The organism is Thiobacillus thiophilus (genome assembly GCF_055378705.1).
In genome coordinates, this window is record NZ_AP042404.1 from 2564243 (window position 1) to 2585371 (window position 21129).

21 protein-coding genes are annotated in these 21129 nt (G+C 60.1%); 13 read left to right on the forward strand and 8 right to left on the reverse strand.

The window, feature by feature from the left end:
- The first annotated feature begins 7 nt into the window (after window positions 1–7).
- The 9 genes from ACZ41T_RS12755 (at window position 8) to ACZ41T_RS12795 (ending at window position 6998) form a co-directional block, all read left to right on the forward strand.
- The gene (locus tag ACZ41T_RS12755) at window positions 8–409 is read left to right on the forward strand and encodes a DUF4845 domain-containing protein (protein ID WP_464921758.1); all 402 of its coding nucleotides are present in this window, start codon (window positions 8–10) and stop codon (window positions 407–409) included.
- Window positions 402–1115, forward strand: coding sequence for a ribonuclease III (gene rnc / locus ACZ41T_RS12760; RefSeq protein WP_464921759.1), 714 nt, complete (start codon window positions 402–404; stop codon window positions 1113–1115). Before ACZ41T_RS12755 ends, rnc begins: the two co-directional genes overlap by 8 nt.
- Window positions 1112–1996, forward strand: coding sequence for a GTPase Era (gene era, locus ACZ41T_RS12765; protein WP_464921760.1), 885 nt, complete (start codon window positions 1112–1114; stop codon window positions 1994–1996). Before rnc ends, era begins: the two co-directional genes overlap by 4 nt.
- A 131-nt stretch (window positions 1997–2127) precedes the next feature.
- Entirely contained in the window at window positions 2128–2865 is a 738-nt protein-coding gene (gene recO, locus ACZ41T_RS12770) for a DNA repair protein RecO (RefSeq protein WP_464921761.1), read from the forward strand.
- 3 nt (window positions 2866–2868) lie between these two features.
- Window positions 2869–3606, forward strand: coding sequence for a pyridoxine 5'-phosphate synthase (gene pdxJ, locus ACZ41T_RS12775; protein WP_464921762.1), 738 nt, complete (start codon window positions 2869–2871; stop codon window positions 3604–3606).
- Window positions 3607–3734: 128 nt separating this feature from the next.
- Window positions 3735–4694, forward strand: coding sequence for a GGDEF domain-containing protein (locus ACZ41T_RS12780; RefSeq protein WP_464921763.1), 960 nt, complete (start codon window positions 3735–3737; stop codon window positions 4692–4694).
- Window positions 4691–5740 (forward strand): ATP-binding protein, encoded by a 1050-nt coding sequence (locus tag ACZ41T_RS12785; protein WP_464921764.1) that lies wholly within the window; start codon window positions 4691–4693, stop codon window positions 5738–5740. The genes ACZ41T_RS12780 and ACZ41T_RS12785 overlap by 4 nt, the downstream gene beginning before the upstream one ends.
- Entirely contained in the window at window positions 5727–6611 is an 885-nt protein-coding gene (locus ACZ41T_RS12790) for an STAS domain-containing protein (RefSeq protein ID WP_464921765.1), read from the forward strand. The genes ACZ41T_RS12785 and ACZ41T_RS12790 overlap by 14 nt, the downstream gene beginning before the upstream one ends.
- A gap of 33 nt (window positions 6612–6644) precedes the next feature.
- Entirely contained in the window at window positions 6645–6998 is a 354-nt protein-coding gene (locus ACZ41T_RS12795) for an STAS domain-containing protein (protein ID WP_464921766.1), read from the forward strand.
- A 207-nt stretch (window positions 6999–7205) separates the two neighbouring features.
- Here the strand turns inward: ACZ41T_RS12795 and ACZ41T_RS12800 are convergent, their stop codons facing one another.
- Complete coding sequence (locus ACZ41T_RS12800) at window positions 7206–8522, reverse strand: hemolysin family protein (protein ID WP_464921767.1); 1317 nt, start codon at window positions 8520–8522, stop codon at window positions 7206–7208.
- Window positions 8523–8815: 293 nt separating this feature from the next.
- Window positions 8816–10465, reverse strand: coding sequence for an electron transfer flavoprotein-ubiquinone oxidoreductase (locus ACZ41T_RS12805; RefSeq protein ID WP_464921768.1), 1650 nt, complete (start codon window positions 10463–10465; stop codon window positions 8816–8818).
- A gap of 72 nt (window positions 10466–10537) precedes the next feature.
- Between ACZ41T_RS12805 and ACZ41T_RS12810 the strand changes: the two genes are divergently transcribed.
- From ACZ41T_RS12810 to ACZ41T_RS12825, 4 genes are all read left to right on the forward strand, one after another.
- Entirely contained in the window at window positions 10538–11290 is a 753-nt protein-coding gene (locus tag ACZ41T_RS12810) for an electron transfer flavoprotein subunit beta/FixA family protein (protein WP_464921769.1), read from the forward strand.
- Window positions 11287–12219, forward strand: a complete 933-nt coding sequence (locus ACZ41T_RS12815) for an electron transfer flavoprotein subunit alpha/FixB family protein (RefSeq protein WP_464921770.1) — start codon at window positions 11287–11289, stop codon at window positions 12217–12219. Before ACZ41T_RS12810 ends, ACZ41T_RS12815 begins: the two co-directional genes overlap by 4 nt.
- 23 nt (window positions 12220–12242) lie before the next feature.
- Window positions 12243–13037 (forward strand): ferredoxin--NADP reductase, encoded by a 795-nt coding sequence (locus ACZ41T_RS12820; RefSeq protein WP_464921771.1) that lies wholly within the window; start codon window positions 12243–12245, stop codon window positions 13035–13037.
- A 79-nt stretch (window positions 13038–13116) separates the two neighbouring features.
- The gene (locus ACZ41T_RS12825; protein WP_464921772.1) at window positions 13117–14994 is read left to right on the forward strand and encodes a potassium transporter Kup; all 1878 of its coding nucleotides are present in this window, start codon (window positions 13117–13119) and stop codon (window positions 14992–14994) included.
- Window positions 14995–15154: 160 nt separating this feature from the next.
- Here ACZ41T_RS12825 and ACZ41T_RS12830 read toward each other — a convergent pair whose 3' ends face one another.
- From ACZ41T_RS12830 to queA, 6 genes are all read right to left on the reverse strand, one after another.
- On the reverse strand, window positions 15155–15751 hold the full coding sequence (locus ACZ41T_RS12830) for a DedA family protein (RefSeq protein ID WP_464921773.1): 597 nt from the start codon (window positions 15749–15751) through the stop codon (window positions 15155–15157).
- A 51-nt stretch (window positions 15752–15802) separates the two neighbouring features.
- The gene (gene secF, locus ACZ41T_RS12835) at window positions 15803–16735 is read right to left on the reverse strand and encodes a protein translocase subunit SecF (RefSeq protein WP_464921774.1); all 933 of its coding nucleotides are present in this window, start codon (window positions 16733–16735) and stop codon (window positions 15803–15805) included.
- A gap of 9 nt (window positions 16736–16744) precedes the next feature.
- Entirely contained in the window at window positions 16745–18559 is a 1815-nt protein-coding gene (gene secD / locus ACZ41T_RS12840) for a protein translocase subunit SecD (protein ID WP_464921775.1), read from the reverse strand.
- A gap of 83 nt (window positions 18560–18642) precedes the next feature.
- On the reverse strand, window positions 18643–18960 hold the full coding sequence (gene yajC, locus ACZ41T_RS12845; protein ID WP_464921776.1) for a preprotein translocase subunit YajC: 318 nt from the start codon (window positions 18958–18960) through the stop codon (window positions 18643–18645).
- A gap of 40 nt (window positions 18961–19000) precedes the next feature.
- A complete protein-coding gene (tgt, locus tag ACZ41T_RS12850; protein WP_464921777.1) occupies window positions 19001–20104 on the reverse strand; it encodes a tRNA guanosine(34) transglycosylase Tgt in 1104 nt (367 codons plus the stop codon).
- Window positions 20101–21126, reverse strand: coding sequence for a tRNA preQ1(34) S-adenosylmethionine ribosyltransferase-isomerase QueA (gene queA, locus ACZ41T_RS12855; RefSeq protein ID WP_464921778.1), 1026 nt, complete (start codon window positions 21124–21126; stop codon window positions 20101–20103). Before queA ends, tgt begins: the two co-directional genes overlap by 4 nt.
- Between the last annotated feature and the right edge of the window lie 3 nt (window positions 21127–21129).

Genomic DNA, 21129 nt, shown 5'->3' on the forward strand with positions numbered 1-21129 from the left:
AGACACCATGACCCGCGCATACCCTCTGCAATCCCGGCAACGCGGTCTGAGCATGCTCGGATTCCTGTTCGTCGCCGCCGTGCTGGTCTTTGTGGCCATGCTGGCAATGAAGCTGGTACCGGCCTACATCGAGTTTTTCTCGGTGAAGAAAATTCTCGCCACGATGGGGCAGGAATCCGATTTCAGGTCGAAAAGCAATGCCGAAATCCGTAGTGATTTCGCCAGGCGTGCCGGCGTCGGCTATGTCACGGCGGTCAAGCCGGAACATCTCACGATCGACCGTCGCGGTGGCGTGCCGGTCGTGTCCGCCGATTACGAATTCCGCACCAAGCTCGTCGGCCATGCCAGCCTGGTGGTCGACTTCAGCGCCAGCACCAACCCCAACGCCGCGCCCGCCCGGATTGAATAACGCCTTGCTGAACCGGCGCCTGCAGCAGGCGCTGGGTTATACCTTTATCCGCGCCGACCTTCTGATCCAGGCGCTGACACACCGCAGCTACGGCACGGTCAACAACGAGCGGCTCGAATTTCTCGGCGACTCGGTGCTGAACTGCTCGATTGCCCGCGCGCTTTACGATGCGTTTCCCGATTTGCCCGAAGGCAGTCTTTCGCGCCTGCGCGCCAATCTGGTGCGGCAGGAAACCCTCGCCGATGTTGCGGCGAACCTGCGGCTGGGCGAGAGCCTGCGCTTGGGCGAGGGCGAACTCAAGAGCGGCGGTTTTCGACGCCCTTCGATTCTGGCCGACGCGCTCGAGTCGCTGTTCGGCGCGATCTTCCTCGAGGCCGGGTTTGACGAGGCGCAGCGCGTGGTGCACGGGCTGTTCGCCCCGCTGGTGGCGCAAATCGACCCCAGGGACTCGGGCAAGGATCCCAAGACGGAGTTGCAGGAAATGCTGCAGTCACGCCGGCTGCCGCTGCCGGATTACCGGCTGGTCGACACCGAGGGCGAGGCGCACAACCAGAGCTTCATCGTCGACTGCGTGTTGACCAGGCCCGCAATCAGCACGCGCGGCGTCGGCAAAAGCCGCCGCGCCGCCGAACAGGAGGCGGCGCGCCAGGCGTGCGCCGCATTACGAAATGAACCGGCAGCAAAGAAGAGCGAACTGCAAAAATGAGTGAATTCAAGTGCGGCCTCATCGCCATCGTCGGGCGCCCCAACGTTGGCAAATCGACGCTGCTCAACCGCATCGTCGGACAGAAAGTCAGCATCACCTCGCGCAAGGCACAGACCACGCGTCACCGGGTGATGGGCATTCACACCACCGACGAGGCGCAGTTCGTGTTCGTCGATACGCCCGGCTTCCAGACGCGCTACACCGGCACCATGAACCGCGCGATGAACAAGCGGGTGCGCGAAACGCTGTCGGATACCGATGTGGTGATGATGCTGGTGGAAGCCGGGCGGCTGAAGAACGAGGATCGCCAGGTGATGGCGTTGCTGCCCAAGGATCGCCCGCTGATCCTGGTGGTGAACAAGATCGACCAGGTCAAGGATCGCGCAGAGTTGATGGCGTATCTGCAGGAAGTCACGGCTGCACATGCGTTTACCGAGATCGTCCCGGTATCGGCCAAGCAGGGCAACAACCTCGAAGAACTGTTGAAAACCCTGCAAACCCACCTGCCGGAAAACGCGCCGCTGTTTGACGCGGACGACGTCACAGACCAGACCGAACGCCAACTGGCCGCTGAACTCATTCGCGAAAAAGTCTTCCGTCTGTGCGGCGAGGAAATCCCCTATGCGGTTGCGGTGAGCATCGACAAGTTCGAGGAAGAGGGCAACCTGCGCCGCATCTTCGCCACCATCCTGGTCGACCGCGACAGCCACAAGCCCATCCTCATCGGCAAGGGTGGCGAAAAGCTCAAGACTATTTCCACCCAGGCACGCCTCGACATGGAGCGCGCGTTCGACAGCAAGGTATATCTGGAGGTCTGGGTCAAGGTCAAGGGCGGCTGGGCCGACGACGTGCGCATGCTGAAATCGCTGGGGCTGGATTGAAAATCTTCATCCGCGAAGGACGCGAAGAAACGCGAAGATAAAACCATCGGAAATGCAGGATCGCTCAATGCGCAAAGCATTTATCTTTGGTTTTCTTCGCACTCCTTCGCGTCCTTCGCGGATAAAAAAGCATGTCTTCTGACGCCCGCATCAACAACGAGCCCGGTTTCATCCTCCACACCTATCCCTTCAAGGAAACCAGTGTGGTGGCGGAGGTGTTCACCCGCAGCCACGGGCGCACGGCGCTGATCGCACGCGGCGCGCGCCGACCGACCTCAGCCCTGCGCGGGCTGATGCAACCGTTCACCCCGCTGCTGCTGTCGTGGTTCGGCAAATCCGAGCTGAAAACCCTGCACGCCGCCGAATGGCAGGGTGGCCTGACCGCGCCGCAGGGGCGCGCGCTGATGTGCGGGTTTTATCTCAACGAACTGCTGCTGCGCCTGCTGGCGCGCGGCGATGCGCATGAATTGCTGTACGACCGCTATGCCGACACGCTCGACCAGCTGGCGGGCGAGGCTCAAGGTGCCGATTACGAGCGCATCCTGCGGCATTTTGAAAAAAATCTGTTAAGCGAAATCGGCTACGGCGCCACCTTTGACGTCGATGCCGACAGCGGGATGCCGATCGAAGCCGGTGTCCGCTACGTGTTCCAGCCCGAACGCGGCGCGCTGCGTGCGAGCGGGCAACCGGGCTGTCCGGTTTCGGGCCAGACGCTGATCGATCTGGCCGCCGGCCGCTTTGAACGGCCGGCGACGCTGGTCGAGGCCAAGATCTTGATGCGCACCCTGATCAACCACACCCTGGGCGCAAAGCCGCTTTATACTCGCCAGCTGTTACGCGAACTCACAGAATTGAATCCACCCGGCTGAATCATGAGCATCTATCTCGGCGTCAATATCGACCATATCGCCACCCTGCGCCAGGCACGCAAGACCCGCTATCCCAGCCCGGTCGAGGCAGCGCTCGCCGCGGAAACGGCCGGTGCCGATTCGATCACCCTTCACCTCAGGGAAGACCGCCGCCACATCCAGGATGCCGACGTGGCGATCCTGCGCCAGGCCCTGAAAACCAAAATGAACCTGGAAATGGCGGTGACCGATGAAATGCTCGCCATCGCCTGCGCCACGCGACCGCAGGACGTCTGCCTGGTGCCGGAAAAGCGCGAGGAACTCACCACCGAGGGCGGGCTCGATGTGGCCGCCCAGCTGCCAAAAATGCAGGCAGCCTGCTTGCGGCTGGCAGATGCCGGGATCCGGGTCTCGCTCTTCATCGACGCCGATTTTTCTCAGATCGATGCGGCGCATACAGCGGGCGCACCGGTGGTCGAAATCCATACCGGCGCCTATGCCGATGCCGCGACGGATGCGTTGCGCATGATCGAATTCGAGCGCATCCGCAAAGCGGTTGCCTACGGCCGCAGCATCGGTTTGACGGTCAATGCCGGCCACGGCCTGACTTACCATAACGTGCAGCCCGTCGCCGCGCTGCCGGGCATCCATGAGCTCAATATCGGCCATGCCATCGTTGCGCAGGCGCTGTTCGTGGGCTGGAAAGAAGCGGTGTCGGAAATGAAACGACTCATGCAGGAAGCGGCTCGCGGCGGGAATTGATCGTCGCGGATTAGTCAGGAAGACGGGGTCGAGAATACCCTCTGAAGGTCCATTCATTGGCGGTGGAAGTGCTGTTGGATTTCATTTCCTTTAGAATGCCTGCAAACCAAGATGCCGTTAGAGCGGCTATGGATCCATTGGAAACCGCCAAACTCCTGTTGACGCTTTCGCTGATCGTCGAGCCTGATCGCCAGCGGCTGGCGCGTTTTGTCATTGATGCAGTCGGTGTGCTGGGGGGCGATATGTTTTCCGCATCGGCGCGGGTCGTGCTGATGCTCGACACCTTGCGCAGTGACGGGCTATCGGCCTCGAACACCATAGAGGTGCGGTTCACGCTTGAGGACCGTGCGCTGTTTCTGGAATGGCACGACAAGCGTTTCGCGCTCATCATGCTGCCGCTGACGCCGGATCCGCAGAAGGTGGACAAGCTCGCCGAGCAACTGCGATTTGCCAGCGAATCGGCCGATCCCGAGCTGCTCAAGCGCCGCAACCGGCAGATCAGCGAGGATCTGGAACGCTATATGCACCAGGCCGCAGCGCAGATTGCCGAGATGGAATCGGTGCTTGAAAAGAAGAAGCGCGAGCTTGAAGCATCGATTCACCAGGCCGAAACCGATGCGCTGACAGGGCTTAATAACCGCGGTGCCTACGACCTGCGCCTGCGCGAAGCGATGCTGCGCAGCCAGCGCCAGCATGAGCCGATGTGCCTGCTGTTGTTCGATCTCGACCATTTCAAGCAGGTCAACGACACGCATGGCCACCAGTACGGTGACGAATACCTGAAAAAGATGGCGCATGCCATGCGTGCCGCCGTCCGCGAGCATGTGGATATTCTCTGTCGCATGGGGGGCGATGAATTTGCGGCCATTGCCTTCTGCGACATCGAGATTGCGGCGCGCATCGCAAGCAAGGTGCTGGATGGCATGAACGGTAAGGTGAGTATCGGCATTGCGTTGTGCCGCGCCGATGACAACATCGAATCGCTGGTCGGCCGTTCCGACGCCGCGCTCTATGAGGCCAAAAGACGCGGTCGCGGCCAGTACGCGACCGAAGACAACATTACGCCGGGCGTAGTGGGGCACGATTGAAAACCAAGCTTCTGCTTGATCAGGTCATCAGCGACGACAGCAGTCAGGTGCTGTTGCGCTCGAAGTTGCGCGCGGTTTCGCGCCGCATGGGCTTCAAGGATACGGTACGTGAGCGCATCGAACTGGTCTGCAACGAAATCATTACCAACCAGCTCAAGTACGCGGGCCGTCACGGCCTGGTGCAGATATGGGAACAGAGCAACAGTGAGTTTACGGCGCTGGACCTGTTCGCGCTTGATTTCGGGCCAGGCATACCGAATCTGCCGGCGGCCATGCAGGACGGCTATACGACCTCTGGCACACTGGGGAAGGGGCTTGGCGCGGTCCTGCGGCTTTCTTCCGAGTGCGAGTTCTATACGCTGCCGCGTGGGATGGCACGCGATTCGCCATGGCATGGCATGGCCGTGTGGGCGCGTTTCCATGTCGGCAACAAGCCGAACCCCCGACGCTTTCAGTGCGGGCATTATGTGCGCGCCTATCGGGACGATGTGTACAACGGCGACTGCATCTGTGTGCGGCCGGATGGGCCTGGAATCCGATGGCTGCATGCGGATGGGCTCGGGCATGGCAAGGAAGCAGCCGAAGTGTTGATCGGCGCCGATGAGGTGCTGGATGAGACTACGCCACTCGATGGCGTTCTGCAGAACCTGTCGCATCGGCTGCGCGGCGGGCGCGGTGCCGTGGCCATGGCCTGCGGAATCGATTTCGACACCAGGCGGCTTAGCATTTGCGGGGTCGGCGACATGGCGGCCTTCCTGATCTGCAACGGCGAACGCAGGGTGCTCAATTTTTCGCCCGGCGTGCTGGGGCACGAGCACCGCTCGTTCGAGATGGTCGAATTGCCCCCGCAGCAGGCATTGTTCGTGACAGCGTCGGACGGCCTGCGCAGAAACTGGAGCCTGAGCACTTTCCCGGGATTGTGGCGCCTGCATCCGCAGCTCATCGCGCTCTTGCTTGGCAATGTGATAACGCGCAACAATGACGACAAATCAATACTTGTTATAAGGGCAACACCAATAAAGGGGGAGGAAAGTGGCCAAGAATAAGTCAGGCAAGAACACCAACCAGCTGCTGATCGAGCAGATCATGACCAAGGTCGCCACGATCTCGCAGAACATCGAGAAACGCGGCCAGAGCATCTTCGGCCAGGGCAACCTGCTCACTCTCGACGAGATCAACGACTACAGTCTGGAGTTCCTCGAACTGTTCGTCCTGTTGTTGCAGGCAGGCGAGAAGGTAGACCGGCGTGGCAGCGAGTACAAGGCTTTGCGGCAGTTCTTCAGTAATTTCTCGCAGCAGATCCAGATCCGTGGCGGCAATCTTGAAGAATTCGTGCGCTACATTCATTTCATGCAGGAAGTGTTTCTCGATAACCTGGAGGCCGACGACAGCGTCGATTTCCAGCAGACGCGCGAAATCCTGCTGCTGCTGGCCGCGGTGTTCAACGACATCATTCTCGATGTGTTCCATGTCTATCTTGCCGAGAAGGAACACACCATCCAGGCGCAGCAGGAGGAACTCAAGCACACCTCGACTCCGATCACCGAAATATGGGATGGCGTGCTGACGCTGCCGATCATCGGCACGCTCGACTCCTCGCGCACCATGTCCGTGATGGAGAACATGCTGTCGCGCATCGAAGAGGATCGCGCCAAGGTCGTGGTGATCGATGTGACGGGGGTACAGGCGATCGATTCGCAGGTATCGCATCATCTGGTTCAGATGATCCGCGCGGTTGGCCTGATGGGCGCCAAGGCGATCCTGACAGGTATCCGCCCCGAGATTGCCCGCGCGATTACCAGCCTGAACATCGATCTGTCGATGGTGTCGACCCGCTCGACCTTGTCGGACGGCCTCAAGGAGGCTTTCAGCCTGCTCGGCATCACCGTCCATGCCGCAGATACGCATCGTCACTGACCGCCGGGGGAACGGTAAACCATGGTTCAGGGCATGCACCTGACGCCGATCGGAGACGGCAATGTCTTGCTGGAACCGAGTGATGGGCTGGATCCGGGCGAACCGGATACCTACCTTGTTCCCCTGACGGGAACCCTGCAGCAGATGCGGGCGCGACGCCTGCTTTACGATCTGAAAAATGTGCCCGTCGTCGACAAGCTGTATTACACCTGGCTGGTGAATGTTGCGGCCATGTGCCGTATCTCGGGCATCGACATGGTGGCGGTGAACATGCGTCCGGCGACGGCCTACGCGCTTGCCCTGACGATGAAAAACAGTCCTCCCTTCGACTGCGCGCTGGACGTCGATCGTGCGCGCAACATGCCGGGCGCCACGAACCGGAAATAACGGATCTCCCCCATCTTTCTCCAGTGCGTCGGCAGTGCGTTCAAGCGGCGACAAGCAGGGACTGAACGTCTGCCCGGCAGGGGTTTGCGCAGGGGTTGCATTAGCGCAGCACTTTTTTCTTCAGTTTGAGGCGCACGTAGAGCAGAAACGATCACTGCGACCGCACCCAGCGTAATCAGTGTGATGAGCAGGCTTCGACGGCCACTGTCATGATTTCGTCTCTGCTGCATTCTGCGGCGGCGCGAGGCGCGCGATCAGCATCTTGTCCACCCGGTTCCGGTCCATGTCCATCACTTCGAAACGCCAATCTTCCCATTCGAAATGATCGGCCGCGGCCGGGAGATGTCCCAGCATGTGCATGACGAACCCGCCCAGCGTGTTGAACGCATTCTCTTCCTCGCCCGGCAGGTCATCGTCGAACTCCAGGGCTGACTTGAGCCGTTCGATGGTCACGCTGCCATCCACCAGCCAGGAACCATCTTCGCGTTCGACCACGTCCTGCTCGTCGGGCGAATCGTAGGAAGGTAAATCACCCACGATGGAGGTCAGCACGTCGGTTAAGGTCACCAGGCCTTCCAGATCGCCGTATTCATCGACGATCAGTGCGAACTGCATGCGCGCCTTGCGGAAACTTTCGAGCAGTTGAGTAGTGCTGACGCTATCCGGCACATACAGGGGCGCGCGCAAGGCTGCTTCGATATTAAGCGGGTCGCCGGTCAGCGCGGGCTTGAGCAGGTCGGACGTGCGCAGAATTCCGGCGACATTGTCGAGCCCGTCGCGGCAGACCACGATGCGCTCATAGGGACTCTCTGCGATCAGGCGGCGAATCTCGTCTTCCGGATCGTCGAGATCGATCAGATAAATATCGGTGCGATGGGTCATGATCGCGCCGAGGCGCTGCTCGTCCAGGCGCAACACATTGGAGACAATCTCCTGTTCGCTTTGATGGAATACCCCGGCCTCGGCGCCCTGGCCCATCAGCACGTTGATTTCATCGTCGGTCACCGGTGGTTCATCCTTGCGGCGCGCACCCATCATGCGCAACAGCAAACTGGAGGACGCAGACAGCAGCCACACCACAGGCCGCGTGAGGCGCGACAACATGTTCATGGGTCGTGCGATCAGGGAGGCGGTGCCTTCCGGCGCCAGCAGGCCCAACCGTTTGGGAACCAGTTCGCCGACCACAACGGAAAAATAGGTCAGACCGAGTACCACGATCGTGAGCGCGATGCCGCGGGCATAGGGCTCGAGCAGGGCGAACTGCGCCAGCCAGACCCCCAGAGGGTCGGCCAGCGCCGCTTCGCCGATGGCGCCGCTGAGAATGCCGATTGACGTGATACCTACCTGAATGGTGGAGAGGAAGGTCGAAGGTTCGGCGTGGAGGGCAAGCGCCGAGTGTGCGCCGGGGCTGCCGTCGTCGGCCAGCCGCTGCAGGCGGGACTTGCGCGAGGACACTACGGCGATCTCCGACATGGCGAAAACGCCGTTGAGCAGGATGAGGAACAGGAGTAACGCTATATCCATATGCAAGTCGCCCTTGCCCGCGGGCACGCGACTCGGGTGTGGTGAAGGCAGCATTTTGCCTGAAAACCTCTTTGAGCACCGCCTTTACGCTGTAGCAAGTACAAACCTCGCACCCGCCGGCCGGGGCCGGAGAGCGCCTTGCGAATTCACAGTATCATCACCGCCCTGCCTGATCGCCACGCGCAAGTCGTGATGGGCAGGCCGTGCACGTGGGTATTCCCATGAGCGTGGTCCTGTATGGGATGGCCCGCTAATTCAAGCAAAGCAGACGTTTAGAAGATCACCGTACCCTACTACATCGCGGAATACACCGGCCCGCTGCCACCTTCCGGTGGTTTCCACACAATGTTTTGCAGTGCATCCTTGATGTCGCAGGTTTTGCAGTGAATGCAATTTTGCGCATTGATTTGCAGGTGGCGCTTTTCATCCGCGACCACGATTTCGTAAACGCCAGCAGGGCAGTAACGTTGTTCCGGCGCGTCGAATTTTTCTATGCTGATGGAAACGGATTCTGCCTTATCGAGCAGGTGCAAGTGGCAGGGCTGATTGTGATCATGGGTGATATTGCTGAGCGCGACGGAGCTCAGCTTGTCGAAGCTGATTTTTCCATCGGGATTGGGGTAGTCGATTGTCGGCATTTCCGCTGCCGGACGGGTGCATTCGTGGTCAGCCTGCCGATGGCGCAGTGTCCAGGGCAATCGCAGCCCTACCGCGGCCAGCCACATTTCCACCCCGCCAAACAGCGTGCCGAGGGTAGTGCCGAAACGGGATAGCATCGGCTTGACGTTGCGCACGGCATGCAAATCACGCCAGACCCTTGAGTTGCGCAGTGCAGCCGGGTATACACCGAGACAATCATGGCTGCGGTTTGCTGTCAGGGCAGACATCACGGCTTCGGCTGCCAGCATCCCGGATTTCATCGCATTGTGAATGCCCTTGATGCGCGGCACATTGACCATTCCGGCACTGCATCCGATCAGCGCCCCGCCAGGAAACACCAGCTCAGGCCAGGATTGCAAACCGCCTTCGGTGATGGCGCGTGCTCCATACGACAATCGCTTGCCACCTTCAAGCAGTGGGCGAATGGCCGGATGTTGTTTGAATCGCTGAAACTCGTCGAAGGGGGACAGGTGTGGATTGGCGTAATCGAGGTGAACCACAAAGCCGACCGAGACCAGGCCATCGCCATAATGGTAAATAAACGAGCCGCCCCCCGTATCCGAGGCAAGCGGCCAACCCAGACTGTGCTGCACCAGCCCGGGGCGATGCTTTTCCGCCGCGACCCGCCAAACCTCTTTGATTCCTAAGCCGTACTTTTGTGGCGACGAATTTTTACGAAGTTGAAACCGCTGCTCCAGGTCGCGGGTAAGCGAGCCGCGAACGCCTTCAGCGATGAGCGTATAACGGGCGTGAATTTCAATGCCCGGCGCAAATTGCGGGCCTTCCTCGCCGTTTGCGGTGCGCCCCATGTCGCCGGTTATGATTCCAGCAACCTCGCCTTGCTCGCCATACAGGATTTCCTGCGCGGCGTAACCCGCATAAATTTCCACGCCTGCTGCTTCTGCCTGACTCCCCAGCCATTGGCAAAACTCGCCCAAGCTGATGATGTAAGCCCCATGATTGGCCATCAATGGCGGCAACAAAGCGACCGGTATACGCCAGCTACCCAGTTCACCCAGCACAACAAATTCGTCCTTGCTTACAGGCGTAGTCAGCGGTGCGCCCAGCGCACCCCAGTCAGGCAGCAATTCATTCAATGAGACGGGATCAATCACCGCACCGGAAAGGATATGCGCCCCAAGCTGTGCGCCCTTCTCCAACACGCAGACACTGATTTCCTGCCCGGCTTTATGTGCACACTGTTTCAGGCGCAGCGCCGCCGCAAGCCCAGCTGGGCCTGCACCGACAATCAACACGTCATACGACATGACATCCCGCGACATATCAGGCGCACCGTTACATTAACAATTTACGACATTATAATATGCCTTCGATTTGTGCCGGGTGGGCGATAGATGAAGCTATTGGTGGCCGTAAAAAGAGTGGTCGATCACAACATCAAGGTGCATATCAAACCTGATGGCTCCGACGTGGAATTGGCCGGTGCCCGCATGAGCATCAACCCGTTTGATGAAAACGCCATGGAAGCGGCCATGCGTCTCAAGGAAAGCGGCGTGGCAACCGAAGTTGTCGCGGTAACAGTAGGCACGACAGTGGCGCAGGATGTATTGCGACATGCGCTGGCCATGGGTGCGGACCGGGCCATCCTGCTGGAGAGCGGCGAGGCAGTGCAGCCTTTGGGGATAGCTCGATTGCTCAAGGTATTGGTTGAACGCGAACAACCCGGCCTGGTGCTTCTCGGCAAGCAGTCAATCGATGACGACACCTGCCAGACAGGCCAGATGCTGGCCGCGCTACTGGGCTATGGGCAAGGCACATTTATTTCCACACTGAACATAGAAAATGGCGAAGCCATAGTCACCCGCGAAATAGAAGGTGGAACCGAAAAAATTGCGGTGACGTTGCCCGCCGTATTGACTGCCGACCTGCGGCTCAATGAACCGCGCTACGTAAAACTTCCCAATTTGATGATGGCCAAGAAAAAAACGATCCAGACCATCAGCGCGTCAGAGTTCGGGATCGATGTATCACCGAGGCTGGCTTTGGTCAATGTTGCAGACCCCCCAGCCCGCAAAGCCTGCGTCATGGTCAACAACGTGCAGGAGCTGGTTGAAAAACTACGTTCTGAAGCGGGGGTGTTGCCATGAGTGTATTGATTCTGGCCGAACACGAAAATCAGAAGCTGAAGTCTTTTGTCGCCCAACTGGTCAGTGCAGCGCAATGCTGGAGTCAGACTGTGCATGTGTTACTGGTCGGCAACGATCTCGCTGCCGCAGCCCAAGGCGCTGCAGCCATCACCGGCGTTGCCAGCGTGATGTGTGTCGAGGCGCCGCATCTGCAACACCCGCTCGCCGAAGACGTCGCCAACATTATTGCAGGCATGGGCCGCGAATATTCAGTGATTCTGGCTGCGCATAGCGCCTTTGGCAGGAATGCATTACCCCGCGCTGCGGCGCTTTTGGGTGTGGAAATGGTTGGCAATGTTGTTGAGATACAAGCGCCAGCAACCTATGTGCGGCCCATCTACGTAGGCAATGTCTTTGCGACCGTGCGCAGCAATGACCCGATTCAGGTAGTCACACTACGTGCCAGCCGGTTTGATATGGCCAACACAGGCAATAACGCTGAAATTATCAACCTCGCACCACCACCTGCCTCAGGTAAAACACGCTGGCTGAGTGAAGTACGTAACCAGTCCGATCGACCTGAGCTGGGTTCGGCGAGCGTTGTGGTTTCAGGTGGACGTTCGTTGGGTAGTGCAGAAAACTTTGAATCTGTGCTGGCACCATTGGCGGACAAGCTTCATGGTGCACTGGGGGCCACCCGTTCCGCAGTGGATGCCGGATTTGCGCCCAACGATATCCAGATAGGACAAACGGGCACTGTCGTTGCCCCCGAGCTTTATATCGCGGTTGGCATATCCGGCGCCGTGCAACACACCGCGGGCATGCAAGACAGCAAGATCGTCGTTGCCATCAATCACGATCCCGACGCCGCTATTTTCCAGATGGCGGATTATGGTCTGGTAGCAGACCTGTTTGAAGCCGCTCCTGCCCTGACTGCAGCCCTTCCCTGAACACAAAAACCACCGAGTCTGTCATGTCTCCTGAAAAACCCTCAAGCAACACCACAACCACACGCGTCTTGAGCGTGCATCACTGGAACGACACGTTATTCAGTTTCACGACCACACGCGACCCCGGCTTGCGCTTTGAAAATGGCCAATTTGTCATGATCGGCTTGATGGTTGACGGGAAACCGCTGATGCGCGCATACAGCATTGCCAGCCCCAATTACGAAGAACACCTGGAGTTTTTCAGCATCAAAGTGCAAAACGGCCCGCTGACCTCGCGCTTGCAACACTTGAAGGTGGGTGACGAGGTGCTGATTTCGCGCAAACCCACTGGCACACTGGTTGTACGGGATTTGCTGCCTGGGCGTAACCTCTACCTGCTTTCCAGCGGCACAGGCATGGCGCCATTTATAAGTCTGATTCAGGATCCGGAAGTTTACGAACTTTTTGAAAAGGTTGTGCTGGTCCATGGCGTTCGTCAGGTTAGCGAACTGGCCTATGCCGATTTCATCACCAAAGAACTTCCACAAAACGAATTTTTTGGTGATCAGGTACGCGAGAAGTTGATTTATTACCCCACCGTCACGCGTGAGCCCTTCCGTAATCAGGGGCGCCTGACCGATCTGATCGGTAACGGAAAACTCTTCACTGACATCGGCTTGCCGCCATTAGACCCCGAGAAAGATCGCGCCATGGTGTGCGGTAGCCCGCAAATGCTGAAAGACACGATGCTGATGCTCGATAGTTATGGTTTAAAAATATCGCCGCGTAGTGGCGAACCGGGTGCCTACGTAATTGAACGTGCTTTCGTGGAAAAGTAGGAAACTCCAAATCGGTTAGGACTATTTCCGCGTTTCTGCTCCCCTGCAAACTCAGACGAACGTTGTGCCAGACAAGGTAATGAACCAGCCTTATCCGGAAAACAGCAGCACCACCCGCGCCCTCGCCCTCGGCGCACTCGGCGTCGTCTTCGGCGACATCGGCACCAGCCCTCTTTACACCATGAAGGAGGTGTTCGGCGGCCATCACCTGGCACTTAGTCAGGACAACGTGCTGGGCATCCTTTCCCTGATTTTCTGGTCACTGATGCTGGTGGTGTCCCTGAAGTACGTCAGCGTCATGATGCGGGCCGACAACAAGGGGGAGGGCGGCATTCTGGCCCTGCTCTCCCTTCTTCAAGGTCACGCCCCGCTGGGGTCGCGCACCCGTTGGTTCCTGATGTCGCTGGGTTTTCTCGGAGCGTCATTGTTTTTCGGCGATACCCTGATTACCCCGGCCATCTCCGTGCTTTCTGCTGTTGAGGGGCTGGAAATAGGCGCCCCAGCCTTGCACCCCTTCATCGTGCCGCTTGCACTCGGAATTCTGGTGGGGCTGTTCATTATTCAGCAACACGGCACAGCCTCCATTGGCAAGTTGTTCGGTCCGGTCATGCTGGTCTGGTTCGGCGTGCTTGGCCTTCTCGGAACGCTCAGCATCTTCCAGCATCCCCAGGTTCTCGCTGCCCTCCTGCCTATCCATGCCTTGCATTTCTTTGCTGCGCACGGCACGGCCAGTTTCCTCATTCTCGGCGCAGTCGTGCTGGCGATTACCGGTGCGGAGGCCCTGTATGCCGATATGGGGCATTTCGGCAGCCGGCCCATCCGGTTGATCTGGTTCGCCTTCGTCCTGCCGGCATTGGTACTCAACTACTTCGGGCAGGGGGCATTGCTGCTCACCAACCCGGAGGCCGTGCGCAACCCGTTTTATATGCTCGCACCCCAATGGGCGCTCTACCCCATGATCGGTTTGGCCACCGCAGCGACCGTGATTGCCTCCCAGGCCGTCATATCCGGCGCCTTCTCGGTGACCCGCCAGGCTATCCAGATGGGCTATGCCCCTCGCCTGATCATTCGTCACACGTCTGCTACCGAGGCGGGGCAGATCTATATCCCTTTCGTGAACTGGACGCTGGCGATCGGCGTCGCCCTGCTGGTGCTGGGTTTTCAGAGTTCAAGTAATCTGGCCGCTGCCTACGGTATCGCCGTGACCGCCACCTTCGCCATCGATACCCTGTTGGTGGGCCTGGTCATGCATGTGCTCTGGGGCTTTGGCCGTGGTCTGACCCTGGCTGCCACGCTGATTTTCCTCACTGTCGACCTTGCCTTCTTCGGCGCGAATGTAGTCAAGATCCCGGACGGCGGCTGGTTCCCCCTGATGGCCGCGCTGATTATTTTCACCCTGCTGGTGACCTGGAAGCGCGGCCGGGAGATTGTGATGCTGCGTCTGGGTGAAAAGGCATTGCCCCTTGGCCCCTTCGTGAGAAGTCTGCTGGAGAACCCACCGATTCGCGTTCCAGGAACCGCCGTATTCATGACCTCGGAGTCAAAAGCTGTGCCCTCAGCCCTTCTGCACAACCTCAAGCACAACAAGGTATTGCATGAACGCGTGGTGATCCTGAAAGTGCGCTATGCCGAAGTCCCCTATGTCCCTGCCGATTTACGGCTTGAATTGGAAAAACTGGCCGAAGGCTTTTACCACGTTGTCGTCCGCTACGGATTCATGGATGACATCGACATCCCCAAGGCTCTGTCGGAGTGTCCCTGTGGCATGGCGTTCGACATGATGGACACCACTTTCTTTTTCAGTCGGGAAAACCTGATTCCCACCCACGGCGAAGGCATGTCGCTCTGGCGTGAGCATATTTTCGCCGCCATGGCACGTAACGCCGCCAGCCCCATGACTTTTTTCCAGATCCCCGCCAACCGGGTGGTCGAACTCGGTGCGCAGCTTGAGATTTGAGGCTTTTCTCTGAGGGGGATGGCGCATGGTGAAAGCACACATCCCTGAACAACCATTTTCAATCTTGGTGAAAGGTGCGCTCCACGCTGAAGACCAGCCCGTCAGCTAGACACCTTGTTGAGGTGTCCGAAACGGGTTGGCCCCGGACTTTCATGGAATCTCAGCGTCGCTTCTGCCACCACACATACCCGCCAATAATCAGCGCAACAAACACAATCACGCCGATGGTGATGTGGTGCTGGTATTGCGTGATGAGCGCTTCATTGCCGCCGAGGAAGTAGCCGAACAGGGTGAGGATGAGCGACCACAGCCCGGCGCCGAGGCAGGTGTAGAGGGCGAACGCACCGGGGTTCATGCGCGTGAGCCCGGCAGGAATGGAGATCAGGTGGCGGATGCCGGGGATGAGGCGCCCTGTGAAGGTCGAGACCGCGCCGTGCCGCAAGAAGAACGCATCGGTCTTGTGCAGCAGTTCCGGCCGCACGAAAAAAAAGTGCCCCCAGCGTTCGAGGAAGGGCCGCCCAAGCCACATCGCTACCACGTAATTGAACGACGCGCCGACCAGGCTTCCGACGGTAGAGGCGAGCACGATCAGCCAGAAATCCATCTCCCCCTGGTGCGCCAAGTAGCCCGCCGGAATCAGCACCAGTTCACTCGGCACCGGTAGCACGGTCGATTCAAGCGCCATCAGAACGAAAATTCCGGTGTAGCCCCAGTCATGGACCGTGGCGAGGATCCAGTTAATGAGGTCGTGGAGCATTCGTTAGAGGTCAGAGGTCAGGAGGGGTGCGGCGTTGTGGCCCATGATCCCTCACACGACCGCCTCTTCCTTCTTCTCCACCGGCTTGATGAAATGTTCGCGTTTGACGCCGAACATCAGCAACAGGGGGCTGCCGACGAGCACGGACGAGTAGATGCCGAACATGATGCCGATGGTGAGGGCGAGCGCGAAGTTGTGCAGCGCCTCGCCGCCGAAGAAAAACATCGACAGCACCATGATCTGGGTCGAGCCGTGGGTGATGATGGTGCGGCTCATGGTGCGGGTGATGGCGTCGTCGATGATGTGGGGAATGGTCGCGCCGCGCATCTTGCGGATGTTTTCGCGGATGCGGTCGAAGATCACCACCGACTCGTTGACCGAGTAGCCCAGGACGGCCAGCACGCCGGCCATCACGGTCAGCGTGAATTCCCACTGGTAGAAGGCGAACACCCCGAGAATGATCACGATGTCGTGCATGTTGGCGAGCATCCCCGCCACCGCAAAGCGCCATTCGAAGCGGACCGCCAAGTAGGCCATGATGCCGAAGGAGACGACCAGCAGCGCTAGCGCGCCGTTGTCGTAAAGTTCCTTGCCGACCTGGGGACCGACGAAATCGACGCGCTTCAGTTCGACCGTGGCGTCCGTTGTTTTCAATGCGGCCATCACTGTGTTGCTGGTCTCTGCCGCGTTGGCTGCGCCCTTGTTCGGCAGGCGAATCAACACGTCGCGGCTGGTGCCGAAGTTCTGCACCGAGATTTCAGGTAGGCCGGTTTTTTCCAGCGTGGTCCGGATAAGGTGAAGATCGGCTGGCTGGCTGGTGCGCACCTCGATCAAAGTCCCGCCCGTGAAATCGACGCCGAGATTCAGGCCTTTGTCCCATATTGCCCAGACGGCAAAAAGGAAGGTGAGCAGCGAAATCGTGGTCGTCACCTTGCCCCAACTCATGAAGGGGATCGTTCTCTTGAATGGGAAGAATTCCAGCATGACGTGCCCTTAGATCGAGATTTTGGCCAGCCGCGCCTGGCGGCCATAGGTGAGGTTGACCATGGCGCGCGACACAGTCACGGCGCTGAACATGGAGGTGAGGATGCCGAGACACAGCACCACCGCAAAGCCGCGAACCGGACCGGAGCCCAGCGAGAACAGTGCTATGCCGGCGATCAGCGTGGTGACGTTGGAGTCGAGAATGGTGGCCCAGGCGCGTTCGTAGCCGGCGTGGATGGCCGCCTGCGGGGTCGAGCCGGCACGGACTTCTTCACGGATCCGTTCGTTGATCAGTACGTTGGCATCGATTGCCATGCCCAGCGTGAGCGCGATCGCCGCCATGCCGGGCAGGGTGAGCGTGGCCTGCAGCATCGACAGCAGCGCGATCAGCAAGAGTGCGTTGATCGCGAGTGCGATCGACGAAAACAGACCGAACACACGGTAGTAGATGACCATGAAAAGCGTGACGGCAATAAACCCCCAGATGTTGGAGTGGAAGCCTTTTTCGATGTTTTCGGCGCCCATGCTGGGGCCAACGGTGCGTTCCTCGACGATCTGCATCGGCGCGGCAAGCGCACCGGCGCGCAGCAGCAGTGCGACGTCGGACGCCTCCTGCGCGGATTCCATGCCGGTGATCTGCACCCGGCCGCCGCCGATTTCCTCGCGGATCACCGGCGAGGTGATGGCTTCGGCGCGGCCTTTTTCGATCAGCAGGATGGCCATGCGCTTGTTGACGTTTTCGCGCGTCACGTCCTTGAAGATGCGCGCGCCCTTGCCGTCCAGGTTAAGGTGCACCGCAGCCTGACCGCTGGTGTTGTCGAAGCCCGGCGTGGCGTTGGTGATCGAGTCGCCGGTCAGTACCACGTCCTTTTTCACCGCGATCAGAGCGCCTTCCCTGCTGGGCACGATTTCCGTGCCGAACGGCGCCTGGCCCTGCGCCAGCGCCAGCGGGTCGGCCAGTTCGTCGACCATGCGGATTTCCAGGGTGGCGGTGCGGCCGAGAATGTCCTTGGCCTTTGCGGTGTCCTGCACGCCGGGCAACTGCACTACTACCCGGTTGGCACCCTGCTGCTGGATCACAGGCTCCGCCACGCCGAGTTCGTTGACCCGATTGCGCAGGGTGGTGATGTTCTGCTGCAGGGCAAATTCCTGCACCTGTTTTTCGGCTTCCGGTTTCAGCCGCGCGGTCAGGGTGAAGGCTTCAGCCTGGTCTTCGGTGGTGTAGGCCAGATCGGTGAACGCCGTCCCCAGTTTGTTGACGGCAGCGTCGCGCTGGTCGCGGGTGGAAAAATGCACGGTGACGGCATCGCCTTCGCGGATGATGCGGCCGTAGCGGATCTTGTCGCTGCGCAATTCGGTGCGGAAATCATTCTGATAGCGGATGGCGGCTTTTTCCAACGCAGTTCTCATGTCGACTTCGAGCAGGAAGTGCACGCCACCGCGCAGATCGAGGCCGAGGTTCATCGGCAGCGCGCTGATCGTCGACAGCCATGCAGGCGAGGCCGGCAGCAGATTCAGCGCAACCGTATAGCGCTCGCCCAGGCCGTTTTCCAGCACGTCCTTGGCCTTGATCTGCAGATTGATGCTGGCAAAGCGCGCCTTGATGCTGTTGTCCGCCAGTCCCATCCCGCTGGTGGCCAGGCTGGATGCCTTGAGCAGCGACTCCATCTGCGCCAGCAGCGCGGTATCGACCTTTTCGGTGGTGCGCACCGGCGACACCTGCACCGCAGGAACCTGGCCAAAAAAGTTGGGCAGGGTGTAGAGAAAGGCGGCCACCAGCGTGAAGCCGATGAGCACATATTTCCAGAGCGGGAAGCGATTCATTTTTTAAGGGTTAGGTGTTAGAGGGGAGGGGTGAGATGGGAGCGACGGTGTACGCGGAGGCCTAACACCTCACCCCTTTCACCTCACAGGCCTTTGATCGTGCCCTTGGGTAGCAGGGTCTGGATCGACTGTTTCTGTACGTGGGTGATCACGCCGTCGGCGATTTCCAGCGAAATGAACTGTTCGCCGATCTTGGCGATCTTGCCGACCTGGCCGCTGGCGGTGATGATTTCGTCACCTTTGGCCAGTTCCGCCAGCATTTTTTTCTGTTCCTTGGCGCGCTTCATCTGCGGGCGGATGAGCATGAACCAGAACAGGATGAAGATGATGATAAGCGGCAGGAACTGTGTAAAGCCGGGGGCGGCCGGCGCGGCGGCTTGTGCGTGGGCGAGAGAAATCATGGTGGGCGCTCCGAATGCGGATTAATAAAACCGGGAGATTCTACCACCCGCGTGTTTGCATCTCGTGAAACCGCAGCGTGAAATCGGCAAAGCAATGGGTCTCGATGGCGCCACGCATGCCGGCCATCAGGCGGTGGTAATAGTGCAGGTTGTGGATCGTGGCCAGCCGCGCGCCGAGGATTTCGCCGGCGCGGATCAGGTGGTGCACGTAGGCGCGGCTGAAATGGGTGCAGGTGTGGCAGGTGCATTCGTCGTCGATCGGCGCGGTGTCGGTCTTCCAGCGCGCGTTGCGGATGCGCATGTCGCCATGCCGGGTGTACAGGATGCCGTGGCGCGCGTTGCGCGTCGGCAGCACGCAGTCGAACTGGTCGATCCCCTGCGCCACCGCGGCGACCAGGTCGGATGGCGTGCCGACGCCCATTAAATAGCGCGGCTTGGCGGCCGGCAACTGCGGCGCGGTGTGGGCGAGGATGCGCGCCATGTCGTCCTTCGGTTCGCCCACCGAGAGGCCGCCGATGGCGTAGCCGTCGAAGTCCATGCCGATCAGTTCGTGCGCCGATTCGTCGCGCAGCGCCTCGTACATGCCGCCCTGCACGATGCCATAGAGCGCGTTGGGATTGCCGGCATGCGCGGTTTTGGAGCGTTCGGCCCAGCGCAGGCTCATCCGCATCGAGTCGGCGGCCTCGCGCTCGGTGGCAGGGTAGGGCGTGCATTCATCGAAAATCATCACGATGTCGGAGTTCAGCGTGCGCTGGATCTGCATCGAGATCTCTGGCGTCAGAAACAGCTTGTCGCCGTTGATCGGCGAGGCGAACTTCACGCCCTCCTCGGTGATCTTCCTGAGCTTGCCCAGGCTGAACACCTGGAAGCCGCCCGAATCGGTGAGGATGGGCTTGTCCCAGCCCATGAATCGGTGCAGCCCGCCGAAGCGTTCGATCACATCCAGCCCCGGGCGCAGCCACAGGTGGAAAGTGTTGGACAGCACCATCTCGAAGCCGATTTCGGTGAGTTCAAACGGCGACATCGCCTTCACCGTGCCGTAGGTGCCGACCGGCATGAATGCAGGCGTCTGCACGGTGCCGTGCGCGAGATGGAGCTGGCCGCGGCGTGCACCGCCGTCGGTGGTGAGGAGGTCGAATTTCATTCGGTTGGGCGTTTTTCCAGAAACATCGCGTCGCCATAGCTGAAGAAGCGGTAGCGCTCGGCGATGGCGTGGGCGTAGGCCGCGCGGATGGCGTCCACGCCGGCAAACGCGGAGACCAGCATCAACAGCGTGGACCGGGGCAGATGAAAGTTGGTGATGAGCGCGTCGACCACCTGGAAGCGATACCCCGGCGTGATGAAGATGTCGGTTTCGCCGGAGCCAGCGTGCAAAGTGCCAGCCTGTGCCGCTGCCTCCAGCGCGCGCAGGCTGGTGGTGCCCACCGCCACGAGCCGGCCACCGCGGGCGCGGGTTTCAAGGATCGCGTCGACGGTCGCCTGCGGAATCGTGTAGCGCTCGCTGTGCATCCGGTGGTCGGCGATGCGGACCACTCGCACCGGCTGGAAGGTGCCCGCACCCACGTGCAGCGTCACCCGGGCCGTACGGATGCCCCGCTCGTGCAGGGCTCCCAGCATCGCATCGTCGAAATGCAGGCCGGCGGTTGGCGCCGCCACCGCGCCGGGTTCGTTGGCGTATACCGTCTGGTAGCGCGCCTCGTCGTCGGCCGTCGGCGTGTGTTCGATGTAGGGCGGCAGCGGCAGCTGGCCGAGCTGCTCCAGCACCTCCAGCACCGGGCGCGGGAAGCACAGCAGCGTCAGGTCGTCCTGCCTCGCCAGCACGTCGAGGGTGATTTTTTCGGAAAGATGAATGCGCGAACCCGGCTTGGGCGCATGGCTCGCGCGGATGAAGGCCTGTGCCTCGAATTCGCCCGTTACCCGTTCCACCAGCAGCTCGACCTTGCCGCCGGAATCCTTGCTGCCGAACAGCCGTGCCTTGATCACGCGGGTGTCGTTCATCACCAGCAGGTCGCCCGGATGCAGCAGGGTCGGCAGCTCGCAGAACCGGCGGTCGGCGAGCGCGCCGGACACCCCGACGTGCAGCAGCCGGCTGCCGCCACGCACCGCAGGCGGCAGCTGCGCGATCAACGCGTCGGGTAAATCGAAATCAAAATCGGCGACCTGCATGGG